Source organism: Legionella sp. D16C41 (genome assembly GCF_048541585.1).
Taxonomy (GTDB): domain Bacteria; phylum Pseudomonadota; class Gammaproteobacteria; order Legionellales; family Legionellaceae; genus Legionella_C.
In genome coordinates, this window is sequence record NZ_CP183303.1 from 1,532,461 (window position 1) to 1,551,385 (window position 18,925).

Below are 18,925 nucleotides of genomic sequence, written 5' to 3' on the forward strand. Positions count from 1 at the left end.
ATGCATTTATTAAGAAGTAGATCTTTTTTACCTATATTTCTTACACAGTTTTTTGGCGCTTTTAATGATAATGCGTTTAAATTAGCAATGCTAACATTAATTAGTTATTATTTAAGTACCTCACAAACGAATTCAGAGCAGTATCAATCGATAGCAAGTATTTTATTTATGCTGCCGTTTTTTGTGTTTTCAGCAATCTCAGGGCAGCTTGCTGACACTTATGATAAGGGATTTATAATACGATTAATAAAGATTAGTGAAGTTTTATTAATGTGCGTAGGGAGTGTTGCGCTATTTAAAGGTAGTATTTTTTTTATGCTATTGACTTTAACTGGTTTAGGTGTTCATTCAACTTTTTTTGGCCCTATCAAATATGCAATATTACTTGATCATCTACCTCGATCACAATTGTTAACTGCTACAGGTTATATTGAGGCAAGTACCTTCGTGGCAATTCTTGCAGGTACTATTTTAGGAACGTTATCGATTGGCAATAAAGATCATGTTATTTATGCCATTTTTTTAATTAACTTTTCTTCCATTTGTGGACTTATAGCTAGTTTATTTATTTTACCTGCTCCTCCTGCACAATTAAATTTAACTAAAGTAAATTTAAATATTTGGTGCTCTACCCTCGAAATGATTAAAAAAGTATCTGTTAATAAGCAAGCTTATCCGGTCGTGTTGTTAATCTCTTGGTTTTGGTTAATAGGTGCTGTGGTCCTTATTAAATTACCGGATTATAGCCATTTTACTTTAGGGGCTAACACGACCGTCTTTGCTATGTTCTTAGCTATATTTTCAATTGGTATTGCCATAGGCTCATTAGCTATTATAAAAATTTTAGCTGGGAAAATTACGCTTCGTTATGTCCCAGCTGCAATGTTTTTATTAACTTTGTTTGCTCTAGATTTATATTGGGCTTCACCTTCAGCTGTAAAAAATGATTCTCAACTTATTAATTTGAGCCAATTTTTATCGATTTGGCAGCATTGGCGAATTACGATTGATTTTTTCCTTTTTTCATTTTGTGGCGGTTTATTCGTTGTGCCTTTATATACCTATCTACAAGCTATAAGTAAAGAAAGTCATCGAGCCCAAACCATTGCGGCTAATAATATTTATAATGCTTTAGCCATGGTATTAGGGAGTCTTATAGTTATAGTTATGCTTAAATTTAATCTTTTAATAAAAGATGTTTTTCTATTCATTGCACTAACTAATATTTTTGTGACAATAATAATCAATCGCCTTTATAAGATTAGTCACTTAGCCAGTCCTTAGCAGGTAAAAAATCAGTATAAAGTTTTTCCTCTGGGCTGCCTTTTTCAGGTAGCCAATTATAAAGCCAATTTACTTGCGGTGGTAAAGACATCAGGATTGATTCCGTTCTTCCTCCCGATTGCAAGCCAAATAAAGTTCCTCGATCGAAGATTAAATTAAATTCAACATAACGTCCACGACGATATAATTGAAAACTTTTTTCTCTCTCGCTATACGAATAATCTTTGCGTTGTTGCACAATGGGTAAGTACGCTTTAATAAAATGATTGCCCACGCTTTGCATGAAAGCGAAACTATGCTCAAAGTTAATCTCATTAAAATCGTCAAAGAATAAACCGCCTATTCCTCTTGCTTCTTGACGATGTTTTAAAAAGAAATATTCATCACACCATTTTTTAAAACGAGGATATAGTTCTTCGCCAAAAGGTAAACAAGCTTGATAGGCCATAGAATGCCAATGTTTACAGTCTTCGACAAAGCCGTAATAAGGAGTTAAGTCAAATCCCCCACCAAACCACCAGATAGGTAATGAACCACTTTTTTCTGCTGTAAGAAAACGAACATTAGCATGAGTAGTAGGGACATAGGGATTTTCTGGGTGAACTACTATCGAGATGCCTAAAGCGTTAAAAGAGCGACCAGCAAGCTCTGGGCGTAGCGCGCTTGCCGAGGGGGGCAGTTGTGCACCTGAAACGTGGGAGAAATTAACGCCAGCTTTAGCAAATACATTACCTTTTTCTAAGACACGAGTAATGCCGCCACCACCTAGGCTTCGTGTCCAAATATCTTCTTGGAATTTCGTACCATCAATTGCAGTTAGCGTATTACAGATACTTTGTTGCAGATTAAGTAAATAATCTTTAATTAATTGAATTGCATTATTTGGTAAAAGTAGGTTACTCACAGGCCATCTCAACAGGAAATTTGCCTAATAATACTATATTTCACCTAAAAAAATTAGAAAGCTTAACCGATATTAAAGACTCTAATAGCTATTATTGTAATTACTTAGAGGTAAAAAATTATAATGTATATGGCATAGCTATTGCATCTAAATTAATTAAATAAACCATTGGAGAGCACATTGTGTTTGATTTAGATGGTTATTCTCATAAGTATGACAATTTAAATCAATTAGAGACACAAGATTCTTTTGCTGAAGAAAATTCCTTTAGACCGAATATAGATAAAACATGGGGTTTATTTACCTGGTATCATTTTAATTATGTTGTCCCCGATTTTAATAAGCGACTAACTTCTACTTTTCAATCCAATCAAATTTTACAGGCCTCAACCCTTGTCGGACGTAAAGTTATTGTTGCCGCCAATTATTTACTAATTGATAAAGAGTCTTCTTGTCATATACTTGTTGAAATTATCACAAAAGTAAATAAGATCATTGCCTATATTTATGATTGTACAGGCAGATTAATACGTAAACTTTTATTAGGTGAGCAGCCAGCAGGTTTTTTAGAATTTGAATGGGATTTACTCGATCAACAAAGCTTGCGGATTTCGGCTGGTAAATACTTAATAGATGTTTTTGGGTTTATTGAAAGCAGAAAAATTTCTTTAAAAACTTTAATTATAGCCAATGTCAATGGTGTAAATTTAGGTCAAAAATTAGGCGAGATCAAATTAAATATTGCAGGCATTGGCGATGTAAGCTTAGAGCAAGTTGAATTTATTGCCAATAAAAATCATGAAACATTCCCATACCTTAGTTAAAAGTTTGTAATCCGCTCATTTTGTTAAACTAAATTCCTATTTAATTAAAATAAGCAATTGAAAATAATTAATTTTATGCAAGCGATCTTAAAGTCTAAAAAAAATTAAGTTAGTATAAGCGCATCTTAAACATTATTAATTACCTATGGCTGAGCCAATAATTAATTGCCCAAGTTGCAAGAATGAAGTCAAATTAACCGAGTCTTTGGCAGCGCCTTTGGTTGAATCTATAAAAGAACAATATCAATTAGAACTTGCGCAAAAAGATTTAGAAATTGCGACAAAAGAAGAATTTTATAGAAAAAAAGAAGCACAATTAAAAGAAGCCCAGAAAAATCTCACTCACCAAATTGAAGCGCAAGTTCAAGAGCAACTGCAAAAAGAACGTATCTCTATAGCTAATGAAGAAGCAAGGAAAGCAAAACTGGTACTAGGAAATGAATTAGAAGCTAAATCGCAAGAACTAATTGAGTTGCAGACTATTTTAGCATTACGTGAAGAGAAATTAGCAAAAGCTCAACAAGTTCAAGCCCAATTGTTAAAACAACAACGTGAACTTGAAGACGCTAAACGTGAAATGGATTTAACAATTGAAAAAAGTATTCAAGAAGGCTTAGCTGAAATTAAAGTAAAAGCCCAACGTGAAGCAGAAGATGCCCTTCAACTTAAGGTACAAGAAAAAGAAGAGACCATTTTTGCAATGCAAAAGCAAATTGAACAATTAAAACGAAAAGCTGAACAAGGTTCACAGCAATTGCAAGGCGAAGTACAAGAATTAATGCTAGAAAATATGCTACAAACTAAATTTCCAACTGATGTTATTGAACCTGTAGCTAAAGGTGAATTTGGTGGTGATATTCTCCAGCGTGTTTTTGCTTTAAGTGGACAACATTGTGGCACAATTTTATGGGAATCAAAGCGAACTAAGCATTGGAATGAGCATTGGCTTACAAAATTACGTGATGATCAACGCGTTGCTAAGGCAGAAATTTGTGTGATAGTTAGTCAGGCATTACCAATACATGTTGAAACGTTTGAGCAGATAGAAGGTGTTTGGGTAACCCACCCACGAGCTGCATTTCCAGTAGCGATGGTTTTAAGACAAACATTATTAGAAATTGCTATGGTACGTAAGGCATCAGAGGGGCAACAAACCAAAACAGAGCTTGTTTATCAATACTTAACGGGCCCACGTTTCAGACAACGTATTGAAGCTATTGTCGAAGCTTTTTCTACTATGCAATCTGATTTAGAAAAGGAGCGTAAAGTTATCCTTAAACAGTGGGCAAAACGCCATGAGCAGATTGAACGTGTTATGCAAGCAACGGTTGGAATGTACGGTGATTTGCAAGGTATAGCTGGTAAATCTTTACAAGAAATCTCAGGACTTGAATTCGCTGCGTTAGAAAACGATGATACAGCAGTTAAAGAAGTCATTGCTTAATTATAGCTAAAGTCGTTATCACTTCTTATTAATTTAGCATCTTAGAGTTTAATTGTGACAATTCTTATATTACTATCCGTTTTTCCCTCCATAGGAAGTAGATAATACATTTTTAGCCTCACCTTCGCTTAGATGATAAATTTTCTGCCTCATCGTCGTTTTGCAGTTCTTCAAATTCCTTAAGTAGATTATATTGTTGTTTTAAATCTTGTAAGTCTTGTTTAATATGTACGCTACTTGTATTAGTTGACTTCTCAGCCTCAAGTTCTTTTAATTTCTGCTGCGCTTGTTTAAGCTTTGGTGCTAAGGTTCGTCTAATTTGTTGAATTAATGCTTTTTCCTGAGCAGCTTTATCTACTATTTTCTGTTCTGCGGTATTAAATTTAAGATTGTAAAGTTGGTTTAACAATAGGTAAAGTTGTGATGTATTTTGCATCGTTTCTTTTATTTCATCTTCTGTAGCTTTATCAACTTCTTCAGTAGTGTCATTATTATTTTTTTTATCTTCATAATTTAATACTATAGATTTTGCTTTACTTAACTCTGAATCCATTTTATCAAAATAACTGAAATCAAGAGTATCTTCTTCATTTAAGCTCTCATTTACAGTGCTCATTGTAGAACGCATAGTATTTAATTGTGTTGTCGTGCTATTGACCATGTTTAAGAAATTAGTTCGACTAGGAGCATGCGATATATTGAGCGTTTGCGCAGCATTAACCAAATTATTCATTGTTGTATTAGTGGTTTGAAATTGCTGTTGAACGGCCTGATTATTTATTCGTAAGGTTGTTAATTGTTGAGTTAATTGAGCTAATTGATTTTGATGCGTAGATAATTTATTGATTAATATAGATATTTCTTTTTCAAGGACTTTTAAGTCTTCTAATTTAGCTAAGACGTTTTCAGTAGTGCCAATAACTTTTGCAGGTTTTTTATTTTCACTTAAAGTTTTATCGATTTGCGTTTGAATTGATTCTAAAAACCTTCTAAATTGCTCATCACTCTCAGCAAGCCTCTTAAGCATATAGGCTAATAATTGTAGTTGAGCTATCTGTTCTGCAGTGATCTGCTTAACGAGGTTGTCTTTTTGTTCAATAATTTTATTTACCTCAGTTAGTATTAGATTTCTAGTTTTTTCGCCATCAGGTGATTTTAAAAAAGAGATTACTTGTTGAACATTTTGTAGACCATGCTGCGATTCAAGATCACTATCTTTTATGGTGTCTTGCAGCCAATTGTAGATAAATTGATCATAAGGAGAAGAGGTTAGTGTATTAACGGACATTAAGTCATTATTATTTAAAGGTGAAAATCCCATAACTTTAACTCACTATAAAAACTTAAATTAACAAGACTCTAGAGTACTTATAGTTATTAATTAGTACAATTAGTACTAATTATATACCAATGTTAAGTTTTTTTAGTAAAATCCTAAGTTTTTATCTTGGTTATATTTTAAAAAGCGGTAATAAATTAATTAATAAATGCGTAGATAGTTATTAGTTAAGACATAAATAGGTTCTAAGTAGTACTGGCAATATGTTTAGTTATATTAAACAACTTAAGTCCCAAGGCTTGCACTTTTGCAAAATAGTTAATTATTTATAATTTAGGTGAGATAAATGGTAAATCTTGTAAACAGTCCTTATTTAAGAGGGCTTTTAGTTACCATATTAAAATTAGCATAATACTGGTTTTACCCTAGTTTATTAACTATAAATTAATATTAATTAACTTTGGATTTAGCTCTAGGGAAATATAGCATGAATAGGTCAGAAAAAAAGGAAGTTTCAGATTTCTCAAGCTTGATACCTGGTGAAGATTACTTACTAGGCAATACCGATAAACCTAATTATGGAATACCTGTTAATGAACTAAATAATTGTTTTAATGTTATTAATAAGCTATTTCAAGCAAATCTTGCCAAAATAAGCTTAGGGATAAGCCCTGCTTCTCTAGGAAGTGCTTATTGTGCCTGGATTTTACAATTAGCTCAATCACCAGGTCATTTATTAGCTCTTATTCTTTACCCGCTAATGCATAATAATGAAAGTATTCACTACAAACGATGTAGTGAGCAGCTTGGTAACGAAGCTGATGTTCGTTTTTGTAAAGAGAATTGGCAAGCCTTGCCTTGGCATGTGTATGCAGAGGTTTTCCTGCAAGTTGAAAATTGGTGGCGATACGCTACAACTGATATTCCTGGTATATCTAACCAAGTAGAGCGCACTATCTCTTTCTGCGTGCGCCAAATACTTGATGCATTGTCTCCTTCCAATTTTATCTGGTCTAATCCTTATTTGTTTAATGAAACAATACAATCAGGTGGATTGAATTTGATTCAGGGTATGGAACTTGCCTTTGAGCATATGCTTACTCGAGTTGCTGGTATGCCACCGCCAGGGGCAGAGAATTTTATACCGGGCAAAAATGTTGCAGTTACACCTGGAAAAATTGTATTTACCAATCATTTAATTGAATTAATTCAATATGAACCACAAACAAAAACTGTTTTTAAAGAACCAGTGTTAATTTTACCGGCGTGGATAATGAAATATTATATCTTGGATTTATCACCCCATAATTCATTGGTCAAATGGTTGGTCGCAGAAGGGCATACCGTCTTTATTATTTCATGGCGAAATCCTGATGAAAAAGACAAAAATCTAGGCATGGATGATTATTATCGTCTAGGGGCTATGGCAGCAATTGATGCTGTATGTAATATTGTGCCTAAAACTAGAATTCACTTGATGGGATATTGCTTAGGCGGAACACTAGCGATGATTACGGCGGCTGCAATGGCAAGGAATAATGATATGCGTATTAAAAGCCTATCTCTTCTTGCAGCACAAGGTGATTTCACTAAAGCAGGTGAGCTTATGCTGTTTATCTCTGAAAGTGAGGTCTCATTCCTTGAGAACATGATGTGGGAGAGGGGGTATTTAGACACTAAACAAATGGCAGGGTCTTTTCAAATGCTTCGCTCCTATGAACTTATCTGGTCCAAAATGGTTGATGATTACATGAGTGGTAAGCAACGAGGAATGATTGACTTACTGGCTTGGAATGCTGACGCTACCCGCATGCCCTTTAAAATGCATACTGAATATCTTGAAAAATTATTTTTAAATAATGATTTTGCTGAGGGACATTTTAAAGTAGAAGGCGAAGTAGTAGCCCCTAAAAATATACATGTGCCGATTTTTGCAGTAAGTACTGAGAAAGACCATGTTGCTCCATGGAAGTCTGTCTATAAAATTCATTTGATGACTTATACAGATATTACTTTTGTATTAACGAATGGTGGCCATAATGCAGGAATTGTCAGTGAGCCGGGTCATAAGGAGCGTTTTTATTTTATGAAGGAGCATAAAAAAAATATGCCTTATTTAGGCCCCAATAAGTGGCTAAAAACATCAGAAAAATATGAGGGCTCTTGGTGGATTGCTTGGCATGATTGGCTTGTGCAACATAGCACTAAAAAGCGTGTGTCTCCGCCGATTATTAATAAAAGATTACCTAAAGCCCCAGGTACCTACGTGTTACAGAAGTAAGACTACCCAAGATAGAATGAATTATAGCATTTATTTTGGGCTAACGATTTTCATATCAGTTTGGGGCTCAGTATGTACTGATTCCATCATGGTTTGAAATGCAGAATTTTGTTGGAGGATTGATAAAAAATTCTCCACAACCACCATCCTTTTTTTAAGTGCCTCATTTTCGAGTTCAAGTGTTTTTACACGTTGCTGTAGTGCTTCTTTTTCTTCATCAGAAATATTTGCAGACGTTTTTTTCAAGCTTGCAACATCTACATGAAAAGTAGTCGCTAATGCATCTAAAAATTTATTTCTATTTTTATCAGTTAAAACGCCACTTTCCGTTAAATTTTCAACAAATTGATCAACATGCTGAATAAAAAATAAAGAAGCACGCTCCTCTTCTTTTGTTACTTGATATTTAGCATTTAAATATTTTACAAAGTCCGTGAGTTTAAATTCTACAGTTTCACTGTATTGCGTCACTTCCTGTTTATGAACTGTTTTAGTTTTAGAAAATAATCCTGGGCCATCTACCGCAGGTGTTGACGAGGCTGAGTGTTTATCCGTTTGTACAGTGGTATCTGCTCTGAGTTTTTGCAATCCTTTAAAGCGTGGTATATCACCCACTGCAGCTGCTTCATACATTAAATGACTTGCAACATCATGATATCTTTTAAAGATAGGAGTAAATTTTTGATCAATCGGAAGTTGATTAAAATACCCTAAGGCAAGTAATAGCCGGAAATTATCATTTTCAAATAAAGCCATTTGATTAGGATCTAACAACGAGGGTACACTCTTTCTTAAAAAATCAATTACATCACTAAAGTAAGTTTTCATGCAGACCTGAGGAACCACATGCGGATATTTCAAAATAAAAGGACCTATTTTGTCTGCATTTCCGAAAAAAAAATAGTTTGAAAGGCTTCCTTCTGTATTCAAAAGCTCCCAAAAGCCATCTTTACTAAAAAAGAGATCCCCATTTTCTTCTGTAAAAACTACTATTGATAAATAATAAGGTTTATGACGGGGATTAGTACTAATTTCTCTGTACTCTGAAATCAAAGCAGGATAGATATGCGGGAATTTGGAGCATATAGTTGTAAAGCATTGTACTTCTGCGAAAAATTGGTAAGGTTCTAGTATATGGTTAATAACCCAATCTAAGTATTTGCCTTTTTGTAAAAGATTAAAAGTTGAACTATCTTTATCTAAAAATAAATCCATTAATTCCAAAATATATAAATTATATTTAGACGCACTGGAATATCCTATTTTCCCAGATAAACTATAAATTACGTTCCATAAATCATTTGTAGTGACTGCTTTTGAAAGATTAAATTGAACAAATTTTTTTAAAACTGAAAGGTCGCCCGTAAGTTTATAGAGAACATCGTGCCAGTAATAAAGATTATAAGCACCAAACTTTTTATTGGTTATTGACTGATGTAATATCTCCAATAAGTCATCCTCAACATAATAGCGAGCAACCTTTTTAAGGGTCGAGAGATAAAGTTCTCGATTTAAATAACTATCTTGAAAGCAGGATTTATCATCATCATCATCATCATTATAAGTGACAGTAAAAGGCTCTACAATCTCTTTCAATGGTGTTCCGGTTTTCAGTTGCTCAATAATATACCGCAATCTTCCGTAAGCATTTAAAGCTAGAAAGGCAGCTTCACCATGAAATATATCTTGAGTGAAGCCACCCGTTGCTTCACTATGACAAGGGTTTTGAAAATACTTCAAGAAATTGCTTAAATAATGAGTATATTTTGTAATTACTTGTTCATTAGGTGTTTGCTTGTAAATATCGCTCTCTATCTCTGATGATAAACTAAATAAACCCACGCTTGAAATACCTAAATTATTTTCCATTTGTTTAAAATAAGTGGGAATTTCATTTTTTTTGGATCCTAGATCTAAAAATAGGTCAAACCTAACTGGCGTATTTTTTACGCTTTGTTCAGTATTAGAATTTCTTATCATTTGCTATCTACCTTAAAAACCTAATTGAAACTAAATGTTTGATCAAAAGATGTATAAGCATTTAACGTTTGCAGCTTTTGGCAAATGGCTTTCGTTCTACTACTATCTTTACCATAAATATCAGCTATACAATCCTCGACGTCTTCTTGTAGACCTAAAAATGTAGCTACGGTGCTACTTTTTTGTTTTTCACGCAAATATTCAGCGAATTTCACTACATCAAAATTAGCTTGTAAGGCGTAAGAATAACGTTTACTTTTTACTTCGGTATTCAGTTTTCTATAGCCCTCATCTAGAAAAAAAACATCTCTTCTTTTTTCAGATTTTTTCTCTACAACTCCTTCACCTTTTAAATTAAGCAGTGTTGTAAAAACAGATCGCTCGCCACGACAGACCGCTTCGTATAAAAACAGTTCCGCAAGATGTTTGCTTTTAGAAAAATTTTCGAGTACCAGATTTAATAATGGCTTTTTTTCAACTCTAATTTGCAATAAGTTGTTACTCGTTTGTAATTGTTTTTTAATTACTAAAATAAATTCTTCTTGATAAAAGTTTTTCTTGGTGATTGTTTGTTTAGCCATGCTAGGAGCATTATTAATAGGTGCGGCATCGTCTTTATTTGTAATACCGTCATCCGTCCTATCTTTTTCTATAGTCATTTTTTTAAATTCATCTACTAATTCTTTAGTAAAAGACTGATTGCTTTCTTCCGCTTGTTTTTTTTGCAGAAAAGATAAGTCGACACCGCTGATAGCAAAGCAAGAATTTTCAGCAAAGTAGTCATAAGCGATTTTATTACCTAAAGTTACTGCTATTTTATTTTTAAGTTCATCCGCTTCTTCCTTTGTCATGTGAGTTACAAGACAGAGTTGATTATCCAAAGCCGGTACATTATCTACTCTAAAAGCTATTGCAAATTTACTTTTTAAATAATCTTTTAGCTGGTGAATTAATAAGTCTTGCCCGCTTTCTAATCGCTGATCTGCAACGATTTCTACAATGCTGCTGTACATATGAAGTGCCTGGTATTTGAAAATTGTTAAATTTTAAAACAGTAGCTACTTTAGGAGAAGACCTTAGTTTGGAAATCACTTATTTCCAAATTGGAAAAAAATTTATAATGTAGAGCACATAAATTTATTACAAGCGATTATTCTAAGAACTAATACCTTAGGGTTTAAATGAGTGTTCATGACGCGTGTCTGACACTTGCGTTGATGGTAATGTGCCTATAGATGGCTCACTTGAGCTTGGTAAGTTGTTAAATTTTTCTGCAAATTTATAGCCTGAAGATGCTTTATTAATTAAAGCCTTACTCGTATCATAGTTTTTATCAATATATCGGCCTAAATTTTCTACAAAAATTGCATCATCGCGAATTGTTTGCGTAGGTGGGTTTTTTGCAACTGCTAGGTCGTGATATGAACGTGTCTTTTTATTAAGGCCTACTTTAGGAACTATTTTATCAACGATCAACTGGTGATCATATTTTTTTATCTTACGTTTAGGACCTTGATTTTCGAGTTCAGGATCTTGACTTTCGAGTACTTTCTTACTGATCACAAAATAGGTTGTGCGCCCTGGGCTAGCATTATGAGAAGAGGGCCTTACTAAAAATGAGCCTACAGGTTGGCTATCTAATAATTTCTCAGCCTTTTTTCTAGAAACAAAATGCAGACAGTCTAATTGTTTCCAGAACTCGCTTTTTCTCATAGGTATTATATGCTGTTTATTATACTCTTTTTCTAATTTTTCATATTTACCTTCAGCTTCTGATTCCGTGCGCATAATTCATTATACTCCCTTATAATTCGTAACTTAATTATACATTTTGTAAAAAAATATGTCAATTATTGGGTTGAATATTTAATTTTTACTCTGCAGGCTAAGGTTTTTTAAGTCTGTTACGTAACACGTTGATTTAATGGTGTCTCGGTGAAGAAGCAAGTCTTCGATTTGCCTTTTTGCTAGGGTCATTTTAGTAAACTGCTCTATTAAGCACTTAGGTGACAGTGCAGTATTAAATTTTAATTAATGAATTAATTAATGTAGAGTCCTTTTAAGAGCAAATTTGATCGAATTTCTTAGATTCAGTTGAATTTGATTGAAAGGATTTCGTAAGATTTCCTGGGGTAATTTGCGCTAATAATTCCGCTAAATCTGCCCAAGGTGAATATAAATAAGAGGGATAAATATAATCAGGCCCATTAAATTCATTAATTTTTTCTTTTAATTTTTTATCATTCCAACCGAAATTTCCTACACACCAGCCACTAGTAAAATCAATATATTTTTTATTATTAACATCATAAATAACACTACCATCCGCTCGCGAAATTTCCGAATCAAAAGCCTCGGTATTTCTGGCAAGAAATTTCTTGTCTTTCTCCTTGGTATTCATAAATATTCCTTTTAATAAATGCTTGTTAATTACAATTGAGTTGCTCAAAAAGCTATGAAGGATGTATTTAATATTTATCAAAGATGGAAATAAATTTGTTGATTGCATCTAAACTTTTTTTAGATATCATATTGAATTAAGTTCTTTATTTTATTATTAGCTTATCTTCCCTGGTCTGCTTTCTATTATTCCACATCTTTTTCTATTTTTTCTTAGAAAAAGATCATTATTCTTAAAGTATAGACCACTTTATTATGCATATTCTTCTGAGCCTAAAGTCCAAATAAAGGATTGTATATCGATGTAATCGCGAGGTTTTAGTGCTTCCAAATCACTTTTCAATAGTTTTGCAAAGTTCATTAAACTTTGATAGGTATGCCACGTGGGACGGGAAACATAGTCAAAATCATAATCATATTTTTCTGCCGCAACTTTCGTTACCATTGGTTTTAAATATATAAAATGTTTAGGGTCTGCAATAAAACCAAATACGGTTACTAAAGGCCAAGTTAAAACCCGACTTTGCTTTCTGGGTAATAAAGCAAGGGTTTCTACAAAATTATTAAAACGTTCACTTTTCTTCCCATGACCATATATTAAATTATATAAACCTTCTGAAAATTGTTTTGACGCTGAGCGGGTTTTCAAAGCATCTCGTATAGCCATCTTTTCAAAAGAAAATAATAAATGAGTTTTACCTTCTATTGATAAAGCGGTTTCTGCAATTTCTTTATACTTTTTATTTTCTAGTAAATGGGTAAATTGTTTTTTATTTAATAACTTTTGCCAAAGTAGATGTACATTCCATTTATAACCTCTTTCCCAAGAGATATATTTAGGATCTGCAAAGCCTGAAGGAAAAAAACTTAAAAATTTTTTACAAGCATTTTTTCTCACATCCTCTGTTTGTTTCGCACCCATTTGGAATCTACTATTAAATGGCCATATTTTGATTATAGTCAAACAATTTTATATGTACGGATTAGAAGCCCTTCAAAAAGTATGCAATTTTTTAAGCAATATGCCGTAACTAAACAACCTATTCACAGGATTGTAATCCAATTAATAGCTATTTTAACAAGGACATGCCTACATACGGGTTAGGTTAAGGTCATTATTAAAGGAGCTATTTTTTAAATAAGTGCAAAATATCATTGGAATTTTCTCTAAATTAAGTAATTGATTTTTCTATCTCATTTTTTTGAATATAATTTGCAGCTTTTGACTGCGGATATGACTTTAGATTGCTCTATATTCACTGCAGTTTTAAGAGACATAGCAGGTTTTTGTTTTCGAAGCTCTGCATAAAACTCCCGCTTTTTTTGCACAATGTGCTTTTTATATCCCTCAGTATCAATAAAAGGATTAGCACCCTTGTTCAATCGGGTAAGCAAAACATAACTAAATAGCGTAGAAGCTAATGATAAGACAAAAATTTTTTTTCATTTAAATTCTAGAGAAAATTACATTCACATTCGATAGGTTGCTCTAACTCTTAGAGACTTGATCATAAAACACAAGTTGCTTTGCTATTTTTATTTCGATCTATTTAATTATTACGATCTTACTTATCTCACTTTTATGTATTTTGTTGAGTATTACTTCGCATTAATATAAGAATAGTTCTAAGTACGCTCTTTTTATGATTAATTATAAGTCATATAGCTCTTTTTTTTCAATTTCTTCATATATAATGACTTTTTAATAGAGCCAATCCATACTAATATGGTGAGCAAGATGGAAAAAAAATTTAAATTCCTTGGTCAGTTACCGAAAGAAATGGGGGTTGAAACGGTACCCGATTTACCTACTCCTGACTTGATAAGACTGTCTATGATATCAAAGGGACATAGGACTTTTTTTAGACCCTTGTTGGAACAACGTCAACTGTTACAAAAATTCATCCATCATGTCGTGCGTGGCGAGCATGAGGCGGTTAAAGTCATGTTAGAAAAAGACATCAATTTACTGGTTAAGAGGGATATTGTTACAGATTGCTCCGGTCGTACGTTTGAGTCTATTAGTGGTTTTGAATACGCACTGTGGGCACTTGACAAACATATGTGGGCAATGATGCTTAAGTGCATCCCTGAAAATGAAGAAGGCAGAAAGGTATTCGCAAAATTGATGGCTCTTTACAACAAAGTGAACACCTGTGGTGTCACTTATAAGCTTAATGGGAAAACAGTCACTGAACAGCATTTTGATTTCAATAATACCATCATCAAAGCGCTACAAACGCAAGTAGATTCCCTAACCGCGCTAGGAGCTAAAAATTGGGAGGCCATTGATAAGCAGTGGCGAGAAGAGGTTGGTGGGGCACAAAAATTGCTGCCTATGCATGTTGTTGATGAGTACTGTTCTGATGAGCTTTTTTTTCCGGTACCTCAGTTTAATTCACAGCCAAATTCATCAAAACAATTTTTTAATGGGGCTACTGACAAGGCTGAAAACTGGTTTAGTGTTGATTCAAAGTTGGCTGTCGATTTTGGAATATATAAAGGTTGGATCGGAGCGGCCGCTGCGGCCGTAAAAGGGCTGCGGGACCTGGAGGGGGGGCGTTGTGATTTAGCTGCCATAACCGCATTATGTAAAGTAAGAACTCAAGATTTTATTGATCTCAAATCGCAACTTGAAGACCAAATAATTGCTGATAATCAACTCCAAGTTTATCAGATGTAACCGATTTTTTTTTTATGTTAATGAAGAAGACCGGTGGCATATGTCACTACGAATGCGTCATCCAGCAAGCGTAGCCCGGATGAAGTGAAACGAAATCCGGGATGCTCAAAGCCCAATATCCTGGATTACGGCTGCGCCTACATCCAGGCTACGCTAGCTATAAAATACTACCATGAAACACCAGCTATTACCCCGGGCGAGAAAAATTGGCAGAATGTGGCGTTTTAAAAAGTCTAATGATATCACCGTAGGTTTTCATAAAAAAATAAAATTAATACAAAGAAAAGCTTATGGCTTTCGTAATTTCGAAAATTATAGAACTCGTGTTAGAGTGCTTTAGTGTTGAATAGCGAGTGCCCCGTAAATGAGAAAGCACCCAAAAATTACGCTAATGCCATAACTTGTTCTGTAAATATCTAAATAATTAATTAAGGATGATTAAATGAAAAAGCTTTTAACCAATATAGGGATATTACCGGGTTTATTGTTTTGTAACACAATTTATGCAAATCCTATTGGTTTATTGTTTGATGTAACCTCAAGTAATACGATATTAAATATTAAAACCGTCATACCTAATCATAATTATCCTCAAGCAGGTATAAGGATTACCACGCCAGGCTACATACTAAAAAATGCTGGGACTGAGTGCATACCCTATGTGAATGGTTATTGCCTGTTTTCAGTTAATGATAAAATGCCAACTAGGATATCGATTGATGGCCCAACAGGAATAATGAATATTACGCTGTGCTTAAATGGCCCTGGGCCCTTATCTTGTCAAAACTATAATAATATATCTATTACTAGAACACCTGAACCGCCACCACCGCCACCACCGCCACCACCGCCACCACCGCCACCACCACCTCCGCCTCCGGTAGCTCGATATTTATATGTGGCGAGTCCTTATGGATCCCCAACAAATTCGGTTTTCGTTTGTACACTTAGCCCATCCGATGGAACAATATTATCCTGTACAAATGCAGGTGGAAGTCCAAATCTTGATGGTTCTAATCCACAGGGTATTGCTCTTAATAACACCGGTACTCAAGCCTATATTACTAATGGAAATGGCACTTCTGATGTTTATCAATGCACTATTAATTCAATAGATGGTACATTTAATAGTTGTGCATTACCTCTTGCAATTAGTACAACAAATGGCTACCAAAATGGTTATGGTATGGTGGCTGTCAATCAACAAAATACGATAGCTTATTTAGTGAATAATATAAATTCATCTCCAGAGGTCGTATCTTGTAATATCACAGCAGGCAATATTGATTCTAATTGTTTTGATGCAGGAGCTAGTAACATAACAAATTCTGGTGAAGGAATTGCGCTTAATAGGGCAGGCACTGTTGCATATATTGCGGATTATAGTTCAGGGTTGTTTGTTTGTAGTGTAAATGGTCTTTCCGTGGAGACTTCTTGCAATCTTATTAATACTGTAGGCGCTATTACAATTCAAGGACCTGCAGATGTTGCATTAAATCCTTCAGAAAGTTTAGTTTATGTTGCTGATTATTCTAGCAACACTATTTATGCTTGTAATACTAATTTTACAAGCTGTTTTGTAGCAAATCAAAGTATTCCTCAACCTGCAGGAATTACTATTAATGCGACCAATACTACTGCTTATGTTACCAATTTTGGAAACAGAGTTTACTACTGTCCTATACTCTCAGATGGCACTTTTCCAACTTGCACCTCGATTTCACCAGTTGGTCTTAGTGGAGCAGTTGGAATGGCTTTAGGTTATTAAGTATTGGGGATCTTTCTTATTTAAGGGATACCTTAATCAAGTTAGACTAAATAACTCATTGATTTAGCTATTGAAATGGAGATTAAGGTACCCAAGAGTAATGCAAGTAAACCGTGGTGTCCTTATCGAGCCATAGGTAACACAATATACCGCAACCGTAGCCCGGATGAAGTGAAACGAAATCCGGGATGCTCAAAGCCCAATATCCTGGATTACGGCTGCGCCTACATCCAGGCTACGATAGCGCTTACAAACCACTCCATTAAAAGAGGAGCTTCCATCTTCTTGAACAGATAAAAAGGTTGCATTTAAGCCAGGTAAATTTTCATGACTGGACCAGCTTCTTTTATACCCACTAATTAAGACTGGTAGGCTCTCTTCTGCCAAGGGAACTGTTCGCTTTTTTGATTGCTCGTCAATAAGACTACCAAATCCAATTATGTATTGTGGTAACAAAGGGTTTATATCTGGATAACAATTAAAAGCAGAAGATAAAGAAGGAACAAAATACATCACGGAAAGAAATATAAGTTTTTTCATAAATATGTCTTATTTATTTCAATATTATAGATCTTAATTTTGTATCTTTTAATTAAATTGCAGAAGCTTAGGATTTGCTTAAATATCGGTTTTAAAAGAGCACAAAATATTTAAGTCAAAAATAGATAGCCCTACTGATTACTTTACATAACGAGGAAAGCTATCTTTTAAAATCTGTTAATGAAATTAACTAAAGTCAAAGGTATTTCCATCAAAGTTGAATGACGTACCAATATTGGTAAAAACATTTGCCCCACTAGTAGAAAAAAATGTAGCTGTAGGTTGTGCTTTTTTCACATTTGGACCTTTAGTACCACCTACTTGGTTAATTCCGCCTGCATTTGTTACAGAGCCTAAGGCGTCACCGGTAATTATATTATTGCCTCCCATGTTGGAAACTTTTCCATTAGCAGCAACATTACCTCGAACAATATTATTACCACCCATATTGCTTAATTTTCCGTATACATTTCCATTAACAGTAATATTACCACCCATATTTTTTACTGTTCCATATACATTGCCAGTAATAACAATATTTTCAGATTCACCAGAAATTTTTTCGTGTTCCTGAATATCACGATTATAAACTTGATCAGGAACGGGTGGCTTAGAAAACATGGTAAAGCCATTATTAAATACGAATGTATCGCTGCCAGTGGTATAGGTGTATGATTGAGGGCGAGATTGAGATTGCTGAGAATTAAATGATGGGTCGTCGTTATTCGTGCTTCTGTAATGCTGAGAACCTTGAGAAGAAAAATTTGAGCTTTGAGTAGATTTTTTGGGGCCTTGTTTGAGCCTATAATTTTGCGTTTTTACTGGATCAGATAAAGTGTCATAAGCATTACCAACAAGCTTAAATAATTCTTCAGCTGAACTCTTATAAACTTGATTAGCTGTTTTGTCTGGATGAAATCTTAAGGCAATTTGCTTGTAATTAACTTTTAAGTTAGTTTTATCGGTTTCATTCATTGATTCAGAAACGCCCATTATTTCATAATAAGTTGCTTCAGAATATTCTTTTAATGCTTTTTCAAGAAATTTTGTCTTTCCTTTTTCGCTGTAATCATCCCATTCTTCTTTAAGTTTATCTAATAAAGATTTCATCAATACACCTCAATTTTTATATGGATTTAATTCTACTTAAAAGAAATAGACTTGTCTTATGCTTTCCTAACTTAATATCTCAACAAATAATATTAAATTAAATGGACTATCTGTCTAAGCTCGCGCGTAATTATGCACTAATTTTAAGAAAATAGAATGATTAGTAAGAAATTATTAGAAAGTTTTATAAGACCCGATTAATTGATATCCTAATTTGAGGAAGACCCGGCAAGCCATAAATTTATCTATTCGTTTATAGCTATACATACAATTTGCACCCTATATTGCACCCTGTAAAATATACTTTGTTAAACATTTATTAGCTATTGTATTGATTTAATGGCGTCCCGGAGAGGATTCGAACCTCCGACCTGCCCCTTAGGAGGGGGCTGCGCTATCCAGCTGTGCCACCGGGACTTAAGTTCAGT

General features: G+C 34.0%; 15 protein-coding genes, 1 tRNA gene and 1 pseudogene. 7 read left to right on the forward strand and 10 right to left on the reverse strand.

Features of this window, described 5'->3' with window-relative positions; translation table 11 throughout:
- A complete protein-coding gene (locus tag ACNVED_RS06715; protein ID WP_419420982.1) occupies positions 1-1,284 on the forward strand; it encodes an MFS transporter in 1,284 nt (427 codons plus the stop codon).
- Here ACNVED_RS06715 and hemF read toward each other — a convergent pair.
- Entirely contained in the window at positions 1,262-2,188 is a 927-nt protein-coding gene (gene hemF, locus ACNVED_RS06720) for an oxygen-dependent coproporphyrinogen oxidase (protein ID WP_419420983.1), read from the reverse strand. The two genes, ACNVED_RS06715 and hemF, sit on opposite strands and share 23 nt — an antisense overlap.
- Positions 2,189-2,370: 182 nt before the next feature.
- Here hemF and ACNVED_RS06725 point away from each other — a divergent pair, with 182 nt between their 5' ends.
- On the forward strand, positions 2,371-3,012 hold the full coding sequence (locus ACNVED_RS06725; RefSeq protein WP_419420984.1) for an FLgD tudor-like domain-containing protein: 642 nt from the start codon (positions 2,371-2,373) through the stop codon (positions 3,010-3,012).
- A 145-nt stretch (positions 3,013-3,157) separates the two neighbouring features.
- Positions 3,158-4,456 carry a DUF2130 domain-containing protein gene (locus ACNVED_RS06730; protein WP_419420985.1) on the forward strand — a complete coding sequence of 433 codons (1,299 nt, stop codon included), beginning with the start codon at positions 3,158-3,160 and terminating at the stop codon, positions 4,454-4,456.
- Positions 4,457-4,574: 118 nt separating this feature from the next.
- On the opposite strand, the gene ACNVED_RS06735 is transcribed toward ACNVED_RS06730, so the two are convergent.
- On the reverse strand, positions 4,575-5,777 hold the full coding sequence (locus tag ACNVED_RS06735; protein WP_419420986.1) for a hypothetical protein: 1,203 nt from the start codon (positions 5,775-5,777) through the stop codon (positions 4,575-4,577).
- Positions 5,778-6,222: 445 nt separating this feature from the next.
- Between ACNVED_RS06735 and ACNVED_RS06740 the strand changes: the two genes are divergently transcribed.
- The gene (locus tag ACNVED_RS06740) at positions 6,223-8,016 is read left to right on the forward strand and encodes a PHA/PHB synthase family protein (protein ID WP_419420987.1); all 1,794 of its coding nucleotides are present in this window, start codon (positions 6,223-6,225) and stop codon (positions 8,014-8,016) included.
- Between the two features lie 30 nt (positions 8,017-8,046).
- Here the strand turns inward: ACNVED_RS06740 and ACNVED_RS06745 are convergent, their stop codons facing one another.
- The 5 genes from ACNVED_RS06745 to ACNVED_RS06765 form a co-directional block, all read right to left on the reverse strand.
- Positions 8,047-9,996 carry a hypothetical protein gene (locus ACNVED_RS06745; protein ID WP_419420988.1) on the reverse strand — a complete coding sequence of 650 codons (1,950 nt, stop codon included), beginning with the start codon at positions 9,994-9,996 and terminating at the stop codon, positions 8,047-8,049.
- A gap of 20 nt (positions 9,997-10,016) precedes the next feature.
- Positions 10,017-11,009 carry a hypothetical protein gene (locus ACNVED_RS06750; protein WP_419420989.1) on the reverse strand — a complete coding sequence of 331 codons (993 nt, stop codon included), beginning with the start codon at positions 11,007-11,009 and terminating at the stop codon, positions 10,017-10,019.
- 157 nt (positions 11,010-11,166) lie between these two features.
- Complete coding sequence (locus ACNVED_RS06755; protein ID WP_419420990.1) at positions 11,167-11,784, reverse strand: SH2 domain-containing protein; 618 nt, start codon at positions 11,782-11,784, stop codon at positions 11,167-11,169.
- 271 nt (positions 11,785-12,055) lie between these two features.
- Positions 12,056-12,397 carry an aminotransferase class III-fold pyridoxal phosphate-dependent enzyme gene (locus ACNVED_RS06760; RefSeq protein ID WP_419420991.1) on the reverse strand — a complete coding sequence of 114 codons (342 nt, stop codon included), beginning with the start codon at positions 12,395-12,397 and terminating at the stop codon, positions 12,056-12,058.
- Positions 12,398-12,649: 252 nt separating this feature from the next.
- Positions 12,650-13,318, reverse strand: a complete 669-nt coding sequence (locus tag ACNVED_RS06765; protein ID WP_419420992.1) for a hypothetical protein — start codon at positions 13,316-13,318, stop codon at positions 12,650-12,652.
- An 816-nt stretch (positions 13,319-14,134) separates the two neighbouring features.
- Between ACNVED_RS06765 and ACNVED_RS06770 the strand changes: the two genes are divergently transcribed.
- The 3 genes and pseudogenes from ACNVED_RS06770 (at position 14,135) to ACNVED_RS06780 (ending at position 16,847) form a co-directional block, all read left to right on the forward strand.
- On the forward strand, positions 14,135-15,079 hold the full coding sequence (locus ACNVED_RS06770) for an F-box protein (RefSeq protein ID WP_419420993.1): 945 nt from the start codon (positions 14,135-14,137) through the stop codon (positions 15,077-15,079).
- A 202-nt stretch (positions 15,080-15,281) separates the two neighbouring features.
- Positions 15,282-15,419, forward strand: a pseudogene (locus tag ACNVED_RS06775) (transposase); the annotation flags it as partial.
- A gap of 102 nt (positions 15,420-15,521) precedes the next feature.
- Positions 15,522-16,847, forward strand: coding sequence for a hypothetical protein (locus tag ACNVED_RS06780; protein ID WP_419420994.1), 1,326 nt, complete (start codon positions 15,522-15,524; stop codon positions 16,845-16,847).
- A gap of 192 nt (positions 16,848-17,039) precedes the next feature.
- Here the strand turns inward: ACNVED_RS06780 and ACNVED_RS06785 are convergent, their stop codons facing one another.
- The 3 genes from ACNVED_RS06785 to ACNVED_RS06795 form a co-directional block, all read right to left on the reverse strand.
- A complete protein-coding gene (locus ACNVED_RS06785; protein WP_419420995.1) occupies positions 17,040-17,387 on the reverse strand; it encodes a hypothetical protein in 348 nt (115 codons plus the stop codon).
- 186 nt (positions 17,388-17,573) lie between these two features.
- The gene (locus ACNVED_RS06790) at positions 17,574-18,497 is read right to left on the reverse strand and encodes a DnaJ domain-containing protein (RefSeq protein ID WP_419420996.1); all 924 of its coding nucleotides are present in this window, start codon (positions 18,495-18,497) and stop codon (positions 17,574-17,576) included.
- 340 nt (positions 18,498-18,837) lie between these two features.
- Positions 18,838-18,914, reverse strand: a tRNA-Arg gene (locus ACNVED_RS06795).
- Between the last annotated feature and the right edge of the window lie 11 nt (positions 18,915-18,925).